Source organism: Paenibacillus sp. BT-177, assembly GCF_025846815.2.
In the GTDB taxonomy this organism is placed as follows: Bacteria; Bacillota; Bacilli; order Paenibacillales; family Paenibacillaceae; genus Paenibacillus; species Paenibacillus polymyxa_C.
The window spans coordinates 180,700-196,575 of the sequence record NZ_JAOYTP010000003.1; the positions used below are offsets into that span (position 1 = coordinate 180,700).

The 15,876-nt window shown below is 47.4% G+C and carries 18 protein-coding genes and 1 riboswitch; all 18 genes read right to left on the bottom strand.

Annotated features, from left to right (window positions below; all coding sequences use genetic code 11):
* Window positions 1-12: 12 nt before the first annotated feature.
* Complete coding sequence (locus tag OIU26_RS11185; RefSeq protein ID WP_264216870.1) at window positions 13-558, bottom strand: F0F1 ATP synthase subunit delta; 546 nt, start codon at window positions 556-558, stop codon at window positions 13-15.
* A complete protein-coding gene (gene atpF, locus OIU26_RS11190; RefSeq protein ID WP_013373436.1) occupies window positions 555-1,043 on the bottom strand; it encodes a F0F1 ATP synthase subunit B in 489 nt (162 codons plus the stop codon). Before atpF ends, OIU26_RS11185 begins: the two co-directional genes overlap by 4 nt.
* 112 nt (window positions 1,044-1,155) lie before the next feature.
* Window positions 1,156-1,380: a F0F1 ATP synthase subunit C gene (atpE, locus tag OIU26_RS11195; RefSeq protein ID WP_013373437.1), complete on the bottom strand. Its 225-nt coding sequence runs from the start codon at window positions 1,378-1,380 to the stop codon at window positions 1,156-1,158.
* A gap of 104 nt (window positions 1,381-1,484) precedes the next feature.
* On the bottom strand, window positions 1,485-2,309 hold the full coding sequence (gene atpB / locus OIU26_RS11200; RefSeq protein WP_013373438.1) for a F0F1 ATP synthase subunit A: 825 nt from the start codon (window positions 2,307-2,309) through the stop codon (window positions 1,485-1,487).
* A gap of 29 nt (window positions 2,310-2,338) precedes the next feature.
* Window positions 2,339-2,719 carry an ATP synthase subunit I gene (locus OIU26_RS11205; RefSeq protein ID WP_013373439.1) on the bottom strand — a complete coding sequence of 127 codons (381 nt, stop codon included), beginning with the start codon at window positions 2,717-2,719 and terminating at the stop codon, window positions 2,339-2,341.
* On the bottom strand, window positions 2,716-2,973 hold the full coding sequence (locus tag OIU26_RS11210) for an AtpZ/AtpI family protein (RefSeq protein WP_013373440.1): 258 nt from the start codon (window positions 2,971-2,973) through the stop codon (window positions 2,716-2,718). Before OIU26_RS11210 ends, OIU26_RS11205 begins: the two co-directional genes overlap by 4 nt.
* Before the next feature lie 167 nt (window positions 2,974-3,140).
* Window positions 3,141-4,307, bottom strand: coding sequence for a non-hydrolyzing UDP-N-acetylglucosamine 2-epimerase (gene wecB, locus OIU26_RS11215; protein WP_264216871.1), 1,167 nt, complete (start codon window positions 4,305-4,307; stop codon window positions 3,141-3,143).
* A gap of 111 nt (window positions 4,308-4,418) precedes the next feature.
* Complete coding sequence (gene upp, locus OIU26_RS11220) at window positions 4,419-5,048, bottom strand: uracil phosphoribosyltransferase (protein ID WP_013312332.1); 630 nt, start codon at window positions 5,046-5,048, stop codon at window positions 4,419-4,421.
* A gap of 350 nt (window positions 5,049-5,398) precedes the next feature.
* Window positions 5,399-6,664 carry an ABC transporter substrate-binding protein gene (locus tag OIU26_RS11225; protein ID WP_264216872.1) on the bottom strand — a complete coding sequence of 422 codons (1,266 nt, stop codon included), beginning with the start codon at window positions 6,662-6,664 and terminating at the stop codon, window positions 5,399-5,401.
* A gap of 15 nt (window positions 6,665-6,679) precedes the next feature.
* Complete coding sequence (locus OIU26_RS11230; protein ID WP_264216873.1) at window positions 6,680-7,516, bottom strand: carbohydrate ABC transporter permease; 837 nt, start codon at window positions 7,514-7,516, stop codon at window positions 6,680-6,682.
* A complete protein-coding gene (locus tag OIU26_RS11235) occupies window positions 7,516-8,424 on the bottom strand; it encodes a carbohydrate ABC transporter permease (RefSeq protein WP_436449138.1) in 909 nt (302 codons plus the stop codon). The genes OIU26_RS11230 and OIU26_RS11235 overlap by 1 nt, the downstream gene beginning before the upstream one ends.
* 146 nt (window positions 8,425-8,570) lie before the next feature.
* Entirely contained in the window at window positions 8,571-9,821 is a 1,251-nt protein-coding gene (glyA, locus tag OIU26_RS11240) for a serine hydroxymethyltransferase (RefSeq protein ID WP_016324828.1), read from the bottom strand.
* Window positions 9,822-9,941: 120 nt separating this feature from the next.
* A complete protein-coding gene (locus tag OIU26_RS11245; RefSeq protein WP_025678226.1) occupies window positions 9,942-10,529 on the bottom strand; it encodes a TIGR01440 family protein in 588 nt (195 codons plus the stop codon).
* 207 nt (window positions 10,530-10,736) lie between these two features.
* A riboswitch (ZMP/ZTP riboswitch) is annotated at window positions 10,737-10,818 on the bottom strand.
* Between the two features lie 78 nt (window positions 10,819-10,896).
* Window positions 10,897-11,481, bottom strand: coding sequence for a low molecular weight protein arginine phosphatase (locus tag OIU26_RS11250; RefSeq protein ID WP_013373448.1), 585 nt, complete (start codon window positions 11,479-11,481; stop codon window positions 10,897-10,899).
* Between the two features lie 85 nt (window positions 11,482-11,566).
* The gene (locus OIU26_RS11255) at window positions 11,567-12,127 is read right to left on the bottom strand and encodes a manganese efflux pump MntP (RefSeq protein WP_264216874.1); all 561 of its coding nucleotides are present in this window, start codon (window positions 12,125-12,127) and stop codon (window positions 11,567-11,569) included.
* A gap of 143 nt (window positions 12,128-12,270) precedes the next feature.
* Window positions 12,271-13,554, bottom strand: a complete 1,284-nt coding sequence (locus OIU26_RS11260) for an L-threonylcarbamoyladenylate synthase (RefSeq protein ID WP_264216875.1) — start codon at window positions 13,552-13,554, stop codon at window positions 12,271-12,273.
* A gap of 180 nt (window positions 13,555-13,734) precedes the next feature.
* Window positions 13,735-14,427: a stage II sporulation protein R gene (gene spoIIR / locus OIU26_RS11265; RefSeq protein WP_264216876.1), complete on the bottom strand. Its 693-nt coding sequence runs from the start codon at window positions 14,425-14,427 to the stop codon at window positions 13,735-13,737.
* 215 nt (window positions 14,428-14,642) lie between these two features.
* Complete coding sequence (locus tag OIU26_RS11270; protein WP_013373452.1) at window positions 14,643-15,836, bottom strand: FtsW/RodA/SpoVE family cell cycle protein; 1,194 nt, start codon at window positions 15,834-15,836, stop codon at window positions 14,643-14,645.
* Window positions 15,837-15,876 lie beyond the last annotated feature (40 nt).

Genomic DNA, 15,876 nt, shown 5'->3' on the forward strand with positions numbered 1-15,876 from the left:
CACCCCTATCTTCTATACTCGTCTGTTAAAGGATTTCTCGAGACGATCCAGCTTGCCGGCCAGACTGCCGTCGTACAGTGTATCGCCGATAACCACTTTCAATCCGCCCAGCAGACTCGGGTCCACTATATTTTCCACACGGATTGTTTTATGTTCACGGGTTCCGAATTCCTCGGCTACCGCTGTTTTTTCCTGCTCACTTAAAGCATAAGTCGAATACACCTTAGCATGGGCAATTCCCAACTTGTATTCCTGAATATCGAGATATCCGGCCAAGAGAGATTCGAACAAATCTGCTCTACTGCGCTGAATCAGCAGCTTAATCGTGTTAATCAGCGATGCAGACAACTTGCCTTCAAAATCGCTAGCCAGAACCTGAAGCTTGACTGCTTCCGTAATGTTAGGAGAATTAATGAATTTACGGATTTCAGCATCCCCCGATACAGCTTCTACAAAAGCACGTAGCTCCTGTTCGGTTTCCATAATGGTTTGCTCCTGCTCTGCTACTTCATACAAAGCTTTCGCATACCGTTTGGCAACTACCGTATCTCGGCTCATGCTTTGCCTCCTACCTCTTTAAGGTATTGGTCGACAAGCTCTCCCTGGACTTGGTCTTCCTTGATTTCCTTTTGAATCAGTTTGGAAGCAATTTGTACCGAAGCTTTACCCACTTCGCTGCGCAGTTCGGCAACTGCCTTATTACGCTCGCTTGTGATTTCACGAACAGCTTCGTCTTTCAGGCGGACAGCTTCGTCTTTAGCCTGAATAATAATTTGTTCCGCTTGCTTGTTACCTGTTTGTTTTGACTGCTCTATAATATCGTAGGCTTCCTTACGCGCCTGTTGGAGAGCCTGCTTTTGCTCCTCAACATAAGCAACAGCCTGTTCACGCGTTTGTGCCGCCTCATTCATTTGCTGTAACACGAGTTGACGCCGCTTTTCCATAACGGAAAAGAGAGGGCCAAATGCATAGCGCGTCAGTAACCAGTACAAGATCAAAAATGCAATGATAGTGAAAACGATACTTGTCCAATTTAAACTCAATTGAAGTCACTCCTTTCCGGTGAACGTCGGTTCTGGATCTTTCATGTTCCAACGAACAAAGAAGGCGCGGATGGCTGTGCCTTCCCCGCCAAACCTTGCATAGTTCAATTCATTAAGCCTTAGCGTAAAAAATAAATGCCAGAACGACACCGATAATAGGTAGGGCTTCGACCAGACCTACACCGATAAACATAATAGTTTGTAAGGTGGACTTCGCCTCTGGCTGACGAGCGATACCTTCAACTGTTTTACTTACGATCAGACCGTTACCAATACCTGCGCCAAGCGCACCCAAACCTACTGCGATAGCTGCTGCTATTAATGCCCAAGCTCCCATTTTAAAAATCCTCCTTAGAGATGTGTATTTGTATTGTACATGTATTTGCAGTTAAGCGCGAAGCGTACTCCTGAACTTAACTAAAAACCTGAAACATAATTCACCTAATGTTCTTCTTCATGTGTGTCAATTGCCTGTGATATATATACGAACGTCAAAATGGTGAAGACGAACGCCTGAATGCTACCGACAAAAATACTGAATCCCTGCCAGACTACGAGTCCCAATACGGAAGCAACCATACCTCCCACACCAAGTGCTGTCATTTTCAGCAGAACACTAATCAAAACTTCGCCGGCAAAAATATTACCGAATAGACGCATACCGTGTGTCAATAGTTTTGAGAACTGCTCAATCAAGTTAATTGGCAAAAAGAACGGAAATGGCTGAACATAATGCTTGAAGTAAGCTTTGGTATTACGGAAGATCCCCAGGAAATGAACCAGGACAAAGATCATCAATGCAAGTCCAATGGACACCCCTGCATCTGCGGTAGGTGATTTCCACCAGCTGATACCTACATGGGCAGCTTCGCCTGGGTGAGACGCCTGTGCTTGTTCTAGTGCTTCTTTGACTGGAATGATTTCATGTCCAAATACTTGGGCACTTTGCACATTATCGAATTCAGTCACAATCCCGAACGGTAAACCCAGCATATTGCCCACGAAAATGAACATGATCAGCGTCATCCCCAAGGAGAGGAATGGCTTCCCTTTTTTCAAATCCATTGTGCTGGAAATCAGTCCTTGAACGAATTCTACAACCCATTCCATAAAATTTTGCAGCTTGCTCGGATTGTCCACAGACAAATTGCGTGTTGCAGCAAATGCCAATCCAAATACAATCGCGCAAGTCACAAAAAGCATAATAATGACGGACAAGTCAATGTTAAACCCGCCCAATTCGATAATCGGTGATTCATGCAACATGTTTTCTCACCCCTTTCTCAGTTGAGCCATTATTTTTCCTGTAGCGTGAATATGATGCCTATAATTAAAAGAAGAAATTGTCCAGTTACCAGGCTTGCCATTACAGCGATCTCATGGAAATAGGCTGGGAACTCCATAGCCAGCACCACTGCCAAAATAGAGGTCGCCAATCGAACGCCAAAGCCAATCCCCACCTTTTTCTTCTTTCCTTCACCGGCAGCCGCACTCGCAACCTGTCGAATCTTGTAGGCCATATATAGCACATTTAGACAGCTTACTCCCGTTCCCAGAATGATTCCGTGAGCAATGTCACGATGTTGGGGCATGAAGGCGGAGACCAGGAAACACAGAGCCATAATCATAAGCGCTACGATCCATAACATCTTTTGCATTCGGGTCATCTCATTCATTTATCCCTCAGTACCTTTCCGATCACAAGGGCAATACTCAATGCGCCTACAACCAAGCCTGCGAGAACGCTTACGCCAGTCCAGATTCCAGATCCACCAAGTTTGGCATCAAGCCATTTCCCGGCATAGAAACCACCCAGTGTGCATATCGTCAAATCAATGCCGATCGCGCTCACCAGTCCTATAGCCTTGAAGGCATTTCCGGTGTTGTTTCGGTTGTTGTTTTGCTTGGAAGGTTTGACCACTTTTCTCATGTCACCCCTGCAATTCCAGTCCATTTTACTTAAATATAAGATGCTTTGTCAATTGAGACATTTTAGCGCCCTAAAGTATAAAAATCAGTCGACAAAGCATCTAAAAATGCTGTATCCCTTGGTAACCGTACAGTTTAACTGTATGCTTACCTTGTAAAGATTAATGATTACGAACGAACGCCTTTTGTGAACATTGTGTGAAATTCTTCAGGACGTTCTGTTTGAACACCATAATGGTGCAAAATCGCATTGACAATTCTTACAGATGCCTGTCCATCACCGTAAGGATTCGCTGCCTGACTCATAGACTCATACAACGTGGAATCTGTCAAAAGAGCCTTGGTCCGACTGTATACGTTCTCTTCACTTGTACCCACCAGTTCCAAGGTACCCGCTTCAATCCCTTCCGGTCTTTCGGTCGTATCACGCAGCACCAGCACAGGTACTCCGAACGAAGGCGCTTCTTCCTGAAGACCACCGGAATCTGTAAGAATCAGATGCGTGTGCGGATAAAAATTGTGCAGATCCACTACATCCAGCGGATCAATCAGCTTAATACGCGGATGGTTGCCCAAAATTTCAAATGCAGGTTCCTTCACGGCCGGGCTCGGATGAACCGGGTAAACAATAGCAATATCCTCAAACTCGTCTGCGATCCGCTTAACCGCGTTAAAAATCTGACGGTGCGGTTCCCCTTGGGACTCCCGACGATGTGCTGTCATGAGAATTAGGCGTTTGCCCTGAGCCCAGTCCAGTACAGGGTGCTCGTAGTCCTGGCGAACTGTATACTGAAACACATCCGTAACTGTATTACCTGTTACATATATTCGCGATTCAGGCTTATTTTCCTTCCGCAAATTTCCAGCTGACAAAGAAGTAGGCGAGAAATGCAGATCTGACAGCACACCTGTGAGCTGACGATTCATTTCCTCAGGATATGGAGAAAGCTTGTTCCATGTCCGCAAACCTGCTTCCACATGCCCTACTTCAATTTGCTGCATAAAGGCTGCATAGCTAGCCAGGAATGTCGTCAGCGTATCGCCGTGAACCAACACAATATCAGGCTTCGCCTCACGCAATACGGGCTCCAGGCCTTGAAGTACACGTATGGAGATTTCATTGAGTGTCTGGCGATCCTTCATTACATCCAGATCATAGTCAGGGTGGATATTAAAAACTTCCAGAACCTGATCAAGCATCTGGCGATGTTGAGCTGTAACGCATACCACGGACTCGATATGCTCCGGATGGCGCTGAAGCTCCAAAATGAGAGGAGCCATCTTAATCGCTTCCGGACGCACACCGAAAATTGTCATCACTTTGATTTTAGACATTTTCTGTTGAACCCCTTTTCATAATAAACATCTGCTTCCCAGATCATTCCGTTCTTCAGATAGATGATCTGTCTTAGCGTCCATAGATTGTGCCAAACCGCTAAAAGCAGTCTACTTGGTTCCGTACAAGCGGTCTCCTGCATCTCCAAGACCCGGAATGATGTAACCATGATCATCCAAACGCTCGTCCAGTGCAGCGACATAAATGTCTACATCAGGATGCGCATCCTGCACAGCTTTCACTCCTTCAGGAGCGGCAATCAGATTCATCATTTTAATTTGAGTACAGCCTCTTTTTTTCAACACATCAATCGCTGCGATCGCCGACCCGCCTGTTGCAAGCATCGGATCAATTACAATCAATTCACGTTCAGTTACATCCGTAGGCAGCTTCGTATAATATTCTACGGGTTGCAATGTCTCAGGATCACGGAACAACCCCACATGTCCTACCTTTGCTGCCGGCAAAAGCTTTACGACACCATCCAGCATTCCCAAGCCTGCACGTAGAATCGGAATAAGCCCCAGCATACGACCAGAAATCACTTTACCTTCGGTTTCTGCAACTGGTGTCTGCACCGTAATGCTCTCCAGTGGGATATCCCTTGTAATTTCATAAGCCATCAATGTTGCTACTTCATCAACCAATTCGCGGAAATCTTTCGTGTTGGTCCGCACATCGCGAATAAATGTAAGTTTGTGTTGGATCAAAGGGTGATCGCAAACCACCAGTTTTGCCATAATATATTCCCTCCGGTATTATCGTCACGTTCTTCCGCACCAGCATATCGAACATCCTGATTCGAAAGGATCTATGTAACCTATTTGTACAAACCAAATAAGCACAGATGCAATGCGTGCCTGTAAATCCTGTTTATTATAACATTCCCTTGGTTGATTTAACACCTGCCACCGCAACCTTTTGTCAAGGGAAAGATATGACAAGTAAAATGCTTGGCAAGGCCCATTTACGTGTGACTTTTGTCATATAAAATCATATCAAAAAGGCTTTGACGGCCCTTGACCGTCAAAGCCTACCAGCTCTAAACTTCCTGCCTGAGATATAGCCTCTGCCACCCCATGCAATTTCTTTATCTATACTTCAGATTGTCCCACGCTCCCTGAAATTGCTGAAGCATTTCGTCCTTCGTAATAACCCCTGCAATATAGGCTTGTATACTACTGCTTAAATCCTGATTCAGTCCCTTCGGGAAGCGCTGGAAGTTCCAGCTCCATATCTTGCCTTCCTTCACGTGCCGAGATATTTCCGCACCCAAATCACCTGTGGTCTCGTCACTGGACGTGATACTTTTGAAGGCAGGAACGAACTTAAACTCCTTGGTGATATAATGTTTGCCTGTTTCTGATGTAACCAGCCAATTGAGAAATTCCTTTGCCTCCTGCTTCACAGGAGAATTTTTATTGACCACCCAGTTTGAGGCCACTCCCACAGCCAGTTTATCTCCAGTAGAGGAATCATTGTCTATGGGGCTTGGAAGAATACCCAAATTCAAGTTAGGATTAATTCCATCTATTTGCGGCTGCGTCCAGTTCCCCTGGTGCATCATAGCGGCCTTGCCTGTCGAAAACAGTGTCACTTGTGTGTTGTAGTCCGTTGTGAGCGGATTGGGGTTTCCATATTTTAAAGTCAGGTCAAGCAACTTCACCCACTGATCGAACACGGGATTACCAGGGATGCGAGCAGTTCCTTTGTTTAAATCCGCAACGTAATTCTCCGGGTTCGACTGTCTGGCAAAGGGGATATTGATAAAGTGATTTCCCAGAACCCACCACTCTGCATAGCCGTTAGCAAAAGGGATAATCCCTGCTGCTTTCAGTCGCTTGGCTGCTTCCTCCAATTCATCTAACGTCTGAGGCAGTTTGGTTATACCCGCTTTTTTGAACAAATCCTTGTTGTAGACAAAACCGAATCCCTCCAGGTTCATAGGCTGTCCATAAATCTTACCGTTAACCGTCATCGGCTTACGGGCGAAATCGTCCAAGTCCTTCACCCATGGCTGATCCGACAAATCCTCCAGGTACTCAAACCACGTATCGCGATCTTGATAACCCTCATTCGTGAAAATGTCCGGCTGATCGCCTGATGCGAACTTAGCCTTCAACGAAGCACCGTAATCTGTACCCCCACCGACAGATTGGATATCCAGCTTGATGCCAGGGTGCGTTTTTTCATATTCAGCCTTCAGCTTGTTCAACGGTTCCGAAATCTCCACTTTGAATTGATAAATGTGTATCGTTTTGGTCCCACTCTGTTGAGCCTTCGTATTACCACAACCTGCAAGCATACATGTAAGCAGCAACATCAGGGAGATGACAAGCAGCACTGTCTTTTTCATCCGATATCCCTCCCATCAGCCTTTAACCGCTCCGGCCGCAATGCCGGAAACGATGTATTTTTGCATCACCAGAAAAAACACAACGATTGGCGTGATTCCAAGTACCAGTGCGGGCAACGCCAAGTCCCATTGCTTGGTATATTGACCAAACAGCATATAGGTCGCAATCGGAATCGTACGCAGCTCAGGATCATTCAAAATGAGCGAAGGCAGCAAATAATCATTCCAGATCCATAACGTATTCAAAATAAGTACGGTCACGAACATAGGGAGCAACAGTGGACAAACGATGCGAAAGAACACCCCGTAACGAGAAGAACCGTCCACTCTCGCCGCCTGCTCAACCTCAATAGGTACCGTTTTAATAAAGCCATGAAACAGAAAAACTGATAAAGGCGCTCCAAAACCCAGATAGCACAAAATTAGTCCTGGTATGCTGTTGTTCAGACTCAATACGTTGGACACTTCCATAAGCGGCAACATAATCGATTGAAAAGGCACGACCATCGCAGCCACAAGCAGCCCGAACAGGAACCGATTAAAAAGAGTGTCATGCCGAACCATTTGGTAAGCGGCCATCGAGCTGATCAGCAGCAAAAACGCATTGCTGACGATGGTGACGATCAGTGAATTCCCCAGTGCTGTGGGAAAGTTTATTTTATTCCAGGCATTAGCATAGTTTTCAAAACGGAAGGTTGTCGGCCACGAAGCGGAATGGGCCAAAATGTCTCCAAAAGATTTAACGGAGTTCACGAGCAAAAAATAGAACGGAACTAGAAAGATCAACCCAACCACAATAAGCAATATTTCAGCTACCCATGTGCTTAAACGATAGTTCGATGTTTTTTCCATTACATTTCGACCTCCTTTTTCTTCGTGAGACGCACCTGAATGCTGGTAATGATCGCAACGACCACGAAGAAAATCATAGCCTTGGCAGTTCCCAATCCAAGCCGATTATTTGTAAACGCTTCATTATATATGTCCAACGCTACAGACTCTGTCGCCTTGAATGGCCCACCCTTTGTTAAAGCCAAATTCAACTCAAATACTTTAAAGGACCAGGATATCGCTAGGAACAAGCAGACGGTCACTGCTGGCATAATAAGCGGCACCACGATATGACGCAAAATCTGTCTTCGGCTCGCACCGTCAATTTGGGCCGATTCAATAAGGGCGTGCGGGACATTATTTAGAGAGGATATGTAAATAACCATGAGATAACCTGCGTATTGCCAAACAAACACAATGACAGTTCCCCAAAAAGCAGTAGGCCCATCACCCAACCACGGTAGTTTGAAAAAGGATAGCCCTGTCGCCTCTCCCACCGCCGAAAAACCGCGTACAAATATAAATTGCCAGATGAAGCCGAGCAGCAAGCCACCGATCATATTAGGCATAAAAAATACAGTTCGCAGTGCATTGCGGGTACGCAATGGCTTTGTAAGCACATAGGCCAGGAAAAAGCCCACCAGGTTAGTTAAAATGACACCACATACGGTAAAACGGACCGTAAACCAAAAAGCATTACGGAAATCTGGATCATCTCTAAAAATATGAATGTAATTCCCTAGCCCGAGCCATCGGACATGTTCAGATACGCCATCCCAGTTCGTCATGGAATAATACAGCCCCAGCAGGAACGGAATGACCATAATTAAGACGAAAAACAACGCCATCGGTCCCACAAATACGAGCTGCTGCAATAATTGCGCGGATTTTCTTTGGCTCAATGCAATCACTCCTTTGTCGTAGATCATGAAGGAAAACGCGCATAATCCTCACTGTAATCGCTTATTACCCAAAAATGTAAGTTTCGAGTCGTCTGGAACAAAAAAGGCTGTTCCCCCTCCGCTAACGAAAGGAAAACAGCCTTATCATATAAGATTAAAAGAATGACGATGAATTAGTATTGGGTTCCTGGATAGATTGGGAACTTGTCTGTTAACTCGCCAACTGCTTGGCTTGCTTTGGACAATACAGTATCATCTTTTGGATTTTTAAGAGTATCAGCAATGATTTTACCGATTTTAACCATAGCCTCTTCATCCATACCACGAGAAGTTGCAGCAGGTGTACCAATACGGATCCCGCTAGTAACAAACGGACTCGTTGGGTCAAAAGGAATGGCGTTTTTGTTGACCGTGATACCCACGGAATCCAATACATGCTCCGCTTCTTTACCTGTGATATTCAAATTGCGTGTGTCCAACAGCATCAGGTGATTATCCGTACCACCAGATACAATATTAATCCCCTCTGCCAGCAGTGTTTCAGCCAGCACCTGTGCGTTGCGAACTACGTTTTGCGCATAGGTTTTGAATGATGGCTGGAGCGCTTCACCCAAAGCAACTGCTTTGGATGCGATCACGTGCATCAGTGGTCCTCCTTGAGTACCAGGGAAGATAGCTTTATCAATCGCTTGCGCCCACGCTTTGCGAGTCAGAATTAGACCCCCACGCGGACCACGTAGCGTTTTGTGTGTCGTTGTTGTCACAAATTGGGCATGAGGAACTGGACTAGGGTGAATCCCTGCTGCCACGAGACCTGCGATATGTGCCATATCCACCATGAACAAAGCACCTACATCATTAGCAATGGAAGCAAAAGCTTCAAAATCAATAGTACGCGGATATGCACTTGCACCAGCTACGATCAGACGAGGGCGGTGCTTGAAGGCTGCTTTGCGCACTTCATCGTAGTCGATACGGAAGTTGTCTTCACGTACACCATAAGCAGCAAAGTTATACAACAAACCGGAGGCATTAACCGGGCTTCCGTGTGTTAAATGGCCGCCATGCGCCAGATTCATACCCAGCACAGTATCTCCAGGTTGAAGAGCTGCCAGATATACCGCCATGTTAGCTTGTGCTCCAGAGTGAGGCTGCACGTTCGCATGCTCGGCGCCGAATAATTCTTTCGCGCGGTCACGTGCAATATCTTCGACGATATCTACATGCTCACAGCCACCATAGTAGCGTTTGTTCGGATAACCTTCAGCATATTTATTGGTAAGCACGGAGCCCATGGCTTCCATTACTGCTTCACTGACGATATTCTCGGATGCGATCAGCTCGATATTGTGGCGTTGCCGTTTCAGTTCAAGCCCCATTGCTTCCATCACTGCCGGGTCACTTTTACGCAGATGTTCCATCATGATTGATTACTCCCTCTCCATGGTCAAATTTTGGGTATACAAGCAAATGCCTGTTCCTCTGTTGGGTACCTCATCATTAATGCAAAAAAGATCAGTACTAACATGCCGACATGACAAATGCTAATCGCAGTTTCCGCCGGCTTCTTGTTCCAGACTGTACACTGCCCGTTGTCCGCCAATAAGTGGAGGACGAGTGAACGCAGCTGTCACACGTGCTTCACCAATCCAGCGAAGGCTTGGGCGAAACGGAACGGCAATTGGGCGTAGATGCATGCCAATCAGCGTTTCGCCGATGTCTATCCCGGCATGAGCCTGCACGTTCGCCGCCAGACATGCATCATCCATAGAGCGATAGGCAACGGTAGCCATAGAGCCCCCTGCTGTACGAACAGGAACAGCCGCAACCTCCATCAGTCCTAATCGCTCCAGTAGAGCACGCTCAACGACCAGTGCTCGGTTCAAGTGCTCACAGCATTGAAACGCCACATCAAAGCCATACTCTCTGCGAACGGATTCTACTCCAGACAGCACTTGCTGAGCCACATCGAGCGCTCCTGCTGTGCCGATCCGACTTCCAGCCACTTCACTCGTGCTTGCGCCAATAACCAGCAGGCGACCAGCTTTGAGACTGGCCGCTTCTGCAATTTCCCGCACGACAGAAGCGGTCTGTGCTTCGAGTGAAATCTCATGATCCAATTGTTCTACCATTGGTACCTCCTTTGGTTGAACAGCCTCTCAGAGACTAGGCGCGGTTTCATGCCCCAAGTTCAACACACTCTCTCCTGATCACAATCTGACTATATTATAGCCGATGTTTCAGATTTCGAGCAGAAAAAATGGAAGAACAAGAAGGCAGCAGAAGATCTGCTGTAGCTTGTATACGAAAAAAGAGCAGTCCACACCTATGTGGAATTGCTCTTTTGCCCAGGCGACCGGCCGTATATCCGATGCTCCATCGTGGTTGATCCCACTTTTGTCGCCAGTTACACCGGATTCTCATTTTTCCACCTTATCTTAACGGATTAACCGTCGAAAATCAACAGATTCCGTACAAAATAGAGGAACGGTACCGATTTTATTCGGAAGAACCTTTTAGCTTGTCCAACAACTTATGCAAAGCCGTACGGATTTCTGCCGCTGTGACATCGTAGTCCTCACGCGAACCACCAAATGGATCTGAGATATCGAAGCCCGGAATCCGTTGGTGTAATTCAATCATTCGTTCACGCTCCTGCGTCGATAGCTCTTGTCCGAGTGAAGCCATCAACTGCTGTGAAGCATACAAGCCATCTAACTCCTGTACGTCATTCAGCACTGCGTCCCGGTCCTCCACATATTCCTTCAGCGTAAATACTTTGCCTGCCGTTTGGGGGAACCGCTGTACGACATGCTGTTTATGTCCTTGTGTCAAGGTTAAGATCAGATGTGCCCACTCGGCAAGCCCGTCGCTTAAAGGAGTTGAAGTGATCTGATCGGATATATCGTGATCACGCAGAACCGCCTCTGCATGTCGGGATATCGGCGTGCCGTCCATCGCAGCTACTCCAGCGGAACGCACGTCCAGTTCCAGACCATGCTCAGCAGCCAGCTTACGCAGCATTCCCTCCGCCATTGGACTGCGACAGGTGTTCCCTGTGCATACAAATAAAATATTCTTCAACGTCTTCACCCCCCGTATGTTGAAAAAATATATAAACAGAGGATTACTCAAATCCTGTATTTATTTTACACTGTCTACGTTAAAATCAAAACATAAACATAAAGCCGAATGCCAGCAAAATAGCACCGCCCACCGCTTCTCCATAATCCCCAAGATTACGGCTGACCTTGCGCCCCAGTAACAGCCCCAGCATCGCCATCGCTCCCCCGCAAAAACCAAAGGCCAGAACAGTCAGCACCAGGTCACTCTGGAACATTCCCAGTGACACTCCCACAGAAAATGAGTCAATGCTCACCCCAAGCGCAAACAGTAAAAGACCCAAAGGCGACCGATGATCCAATACGTGTACGCCGTCCCCCTTGAAGGAATTATATACCATATGCCCGCCCAAAAGGATGAGTAATCCCCCTGCGAAGTAGGTCGTCACATGGCCTAATAAAGAACTCATATAATGGCCTGTGAACATTCCCAGCAATGGCATCAGGATGTGAAAAAAACCAATCACAGTGCTGATGCGCAGCACGTCTCGCAGGCGTATCCCCTTCATACCGACCCCTACGCCCAGCGATAGCGCATCCATCCCTAGCGCTACCGCCATGATCAGAATCGTTACAACCTGCCCAGCATCGGCAGAGGCTGCCAGCATACTCCATCCCTCCATTATCCGTCTGTTCTTGTACACGTTATGCGGACAAGGGGCAAATCAGTACAAGCAGGCACTGAAAACACCCAAAACAGAGATAAGGAGAGAGGAGAAATTAAAATAAGAGACTCAATTGTTCACAGAAGCTACAGACGGATGATTCGATGACCTGCCGCTTTAAGCAGTCGATTCATGACGGCGTCTCCCAATCCTTTCGGCGGACAGGCTTCCGCCAAAATGTAGGTGACGCCGTCCTCATCGCAGCGACGCAGTACGCTGTATAGGCGCTGCGCCGCCTCATGAAGCGCGTCCAGCTTGCCCAGCGTGTAGACTCGTTCTCCGGCGTAGCTGGCGGCATGGTCGTCGAACGCGAGCACCGCCGTGCGCTCCCCGCGCGCGGTAGCCTCCGCCAACGCGGTGCGAATCCAGCCCGTCACTTCAACAGACGACGGGCCTTGTACCACACTCAAGCGCCCTCGTGGCGCATAGTGCGTATACTTCATGCCCGGCGAGCGTGGCGCCAGGCTATCGGCGTCCTGCCCGGGTGTGTCAGCCAGCGCCGGGTCCAGTACGACAGAGCGAGCAACCGTAGCGAGCTGTTCAGCAGTCACACCGCCTGGGCGCAAAATGGTGACGGTTCCGTCGTCACCGACTTGTACTACCGTGGACTCCAGCCCCACACCCGTGGGACCTCCGTCCAAAATGCCGCCGATGCGGCCCTCCAGGTCCTCCAGCACATGCTGTGCTAGAGTCGGGCTGGGTCTTCCCGAGCGGTTGGCGCTTGGTGCAGCCAGCGGCCAACCAGCTTCCGTGATCAAGCGCAGCGCGATCGGATGATCCGGCATGCGCACACCGACCGTGTCCAAGCCTGCGGTCACGCGCGATGACAGTGCCTGCGGCACTACCGGCAATACGATGGTCAGCGGTCCTGGCCAAAATGCATTCATCAGCGCTCGGGCTGTATCGTTAATTTCCGCTACCATGCCTTTTAATTGAGCAGTATCGGAAATATGTACAATGAGCGGGTTATCGGAAGGACGACCTTTAGCAGCAAATACCGCCTCCACCGCTTTAGTGCTGCGCGCATCAGCCCCCAGTCCGTACACGGTTTCCGTAGGAAAGGCTACCGTCTCTCCAGCCTGGAGAAGTACGGCGGCCTCCCGTATGCCCTTTTCCGCAGTGATTAGAGCCTGTCCAGCTGAAAGCTCGTCAGGATCATCCCCGTCTGTGTTGTTCACAGAACCAACGGAAGCCGCTTTTTCCACCTCAAAAGACAAGGTAGCAGGTATAGTCGTGTCCTCATCAGAAACCAGACATCTTACATCCCACCAGTGTGTATGCGAAGGCTGTAATGCCTGCTCCTGCTCTGCTATCTCTTTTTTCACAAAACCTGCGTGCAAGTCATGCATTTGATTCACCTTATCGCTCATATCAGATCATCCCATATCTTATTGTCATACAGGCCATTTCATTGCCCTGATCCCCAAAAACCCACTTTAACAAATCAGATCAATTTGGCTCTGCTATCTGTATATCTATCGTAAGTTCCATTATAACATATGGGGAAACTTACACTCGTTGTTCTCTTTTCCATAGCGCTGACGAGACGTTTAGGCAAACAAACCACTCACCCAGCTCCACAGACCCGTAAGGGCATCCCACAGGAAAAAATGTACTTCCGGCTCTTTGTCAGCAGCATTCGTTCGATTGTCTTCTTGACTCGTTTTTGCCGATACAGTTTGTGCTGTTGCTTCACCACTGCCTGCATCAATAAAGCACAACGGCGGGAACAGCACACACCACCAATTTTGTCCTTTCCCTTGCCCCAGTGTAACCCGAAGCGCCTCATAATTCCCTGCCGGGTAGACAAGACCACCGTACATTTTCGTCGGAAAAGGTACACTTGCCAGCTCCACCTGATGATCATACGCTATACCGCGAAGAGCCAGTTCTTCACCTACCAAGCGATCAATTTCAGGTAAATGTGCATCAATCAACACTCTGGCTTGGCTTAGGCTTTGTGGATTGTCCAGTTCACCTACCCACGCATTCATCTGCTGCACGATGGCATCCCGTATTTCGCGCTTAACCAACTGATCCTCCGGACGATCTGAATTAGCCAAAATGCGCAGTCGAATGGAATCGTGCGGAATTACCTTCAACCCTGTGGTGGCCACTCCAGACGCTAAAGTTCCTCTTGCCCCCGTGGTCATCGCAGCATCTGTTTTTTGACCTTCCCAAGACATCATTAATATTGAAATACAAAAGAGTATCATTGCAGCTTGCTTTATCCAACTTCTCATCTTCGTCCCCCCAAACCCAAACTCTATCATGTCTATCAGTCTGTCCGGTTTGGGAGAGTCTAAACCTATGAATCTCGTAAAATAATTCAGGCTATTGCAAGCTAGATCGTCACCTAGGAATATAAAAAAGCCCAGATTTCACAATCTGGACTCTTTTGTTGCACCGATTCAACTCGTACAAATAACTATCAATATTTAGCCACAACCCACCTGTACTAGGCTTTTTTCGCCTTCGTCAAGCTTACTCTGGAAGGCTGCGGCAGGTCATCTTCTAGCTCCTGACCATGCACCTTAATGCTCATAACTAAGCCAATACTAGCCATGTTAATAAGCAACGAGGTACCGCCATAGCTTATGAACGGGAGCGTAATCCCCGTAAGTGGCATAATGCCCAGAAACGCACCAATGTTCTCAAAAATCTGATACAGCAGCATGGACACAATCCCGACAATTATATACGGGCCAGCCCGATCCCGACATTCCAGTGAAATCAGGATCATTCGGTGAATCAAAATAAAATAAAGCAATAGCAGAATGGATGAGCCCACAAACCCAAACTCCTCTGCTACAACTACAAAAATAGAATCAGCATACGTATAGGGAACACGTCCGGACTGTACCGAGGTTCCTTGCAAAAAGCCCTTGCCCATCATCCCGCCAGAAGCTATGGCCAGTTTGGCATTTTTCGTATGATAAGATGCCTTCGCAGTCGCTTCTTCCGGTACCAGCCAAGGGTCTAAACGCTCTACCCAGTGACTACGTCCAATGCCTTTCATAAAGGAATCAATCTCATCATGAAACGAAATATACGCTTTGATCCCGCCACCAACGGCGACTGCAAATACGATAAATCCGATTAGCGCATGGGATGCCTTCACATTACCAATCCATAGCATACCAATGACGATGACAATGTAACCGAGCGCATTACCCAAGTCATTTTGTGCCATGACCATGGCAAATGGGACAAAGCTCACTAGAGCAACTGGAAGGACATCCTGAATAAAATACAGCTTGCTCTTGCGCTTTTTAATCAGCATATACGCCAAAAAAATGATAAGAACCAGCTTGAATACCTCAGCAGGCTGGAGATTTAAGCCACCAATTTTCAAAAAGCCTTGAGAGTTATTAACTGTCCCGCCAAAAAAGCCGAGAATCAGCAGAAATATCCCGCCTCCATATACATACAAGGCTTTTTTAATGAATATCCGAAAATCAACTATCGCTAAACCCAAGATCGCTACAAAGCCCAATATATAATACCCGATCATCTTCTGGTAATCGTTGCCGTGCTCTGCCAAGTTCGTAGGACCCCTACCAGCACTGTATACCGTTATGATACTAATCGCCATGAGCAAAACCAGAATAAAAATAACCGGACCATCAATTTTTTTCAATTTCTGAAGCATGATTTCCCCCTGAGCCGTTTCTCGGTCATACTCCTCTTAT